The following is a 1,117-nucleotide window of genomic DNA, read 5'->3' as shown; positions in this document are numbered from 1 at the left end:
TTTATAATGGGGATAAACCATGCAGAAATAATTGATGGAAATGTTATAAGAGAGTGGGTTTTGTTTGATGAAGTTGCAATTTGGAAACAAATTTTAATTAAATAAATTATGACTAAAATTAAAACAACACATGTAGGAAGTTTGCCTAGATCAAATGAATTATCTGAACTCTTGTTTAAGAAAGATCAAAAAGAACAAATAGATTTTAATCAATTTAATAAGGTTGTTCAAAAAGATGTTAACAAGATTGTTAAAAAACAAATTGAGGTTGGGATTGATTGTATTAGCGATGGTGAGATGTCTAAGATTAGTTATGCTACTTATGTTAAGGATAGAATTGATGGATTTTCTGGAGAGAGTGAGAGAAAAGCACCAAAAGATTTAGATGACTTTCCTTCTTTTAAAGAAAGAATTGCAAGAACAGGTGGTACTCCAACTTATACAAGACCATGTTGTACTAGTGAATTAAAAATTAAAGATAAAACTTCCCTAACAAAAGATATTGATAATTTTAAGCAAGCATTAGAAAAAAATAATCATAAGGATGCGTTTATGAATGCTGCTTCTCCAGGAGTTATTTCAGCTTTCTTGCCTAATAAATTTTATAAAAATGATGATGAATATTTAGAAAATTTATCTAACCTGATGAAAGATGAATATGAAGAAATTACATCAAATGGATTAAAACTTCAGTTAGATTGTCCAGATTTAGCTCTTGCAAGACACATGACTTTTAAAGATTTGTCTGAGGAAGAATTTTTAGTCAGAGCAGAAAAGCAAATAGAATGTTTAAATAATGCTATTAGTTATATTGATAGCTCTAAAATAAGAATGCACATTTGCTGGGGTAATTATGAAGGACCCCATTTACATGATATTGCACTAGAAAAAATTATGCCAATAGCTTTAAAGGCTAATATACAAACTTACTTAATTGAATCGTCAAATCCAAGACATTCTCATGAGTGGCAAATTTTTGAAAATTTAAAAATCCCAAAAGATAAAATAATTGCTCCAGGTGTAATAGATTCTACAACAAATTTTGTAGAACATCCCGAAGTTGTAAAAAATAGAATTTTAACCTTTTCTAAGGTCATTGATGCTGAACAATTATTAG

General features: G+C 28.6%; 1 protein-coding gene. It reads left to right on the top strand.

The window, feature by feature from the left end; translation table 11 throughout:
• Positions 1 to 108: 108 nt before the first annotated feature.
• Positions 109 to 1,117 (top strand): cobalamin-independent methionine synthase II family protein (locus AMN88_RS00820; RefSeq protein ID WP_075536000.1); only part of this gene is annotated, 1,009 nt, incomplete at its 3' end.

The sequence above is a fragment of the Candidatus Pelagibacter communis genome, from assembly GCF_001180165.1.
GTDB classification, from domain to species: domain Bacteria; phylum Pseudomonadota; class Alphaproteobacteria; order Pelagibacterales; family Pelagibacteraceae; genus Pelagibacter; species Pelagibacter ubique_P.
This window is presented reverse-complemented; position numbering and strand designations above follow the sequence as displayed.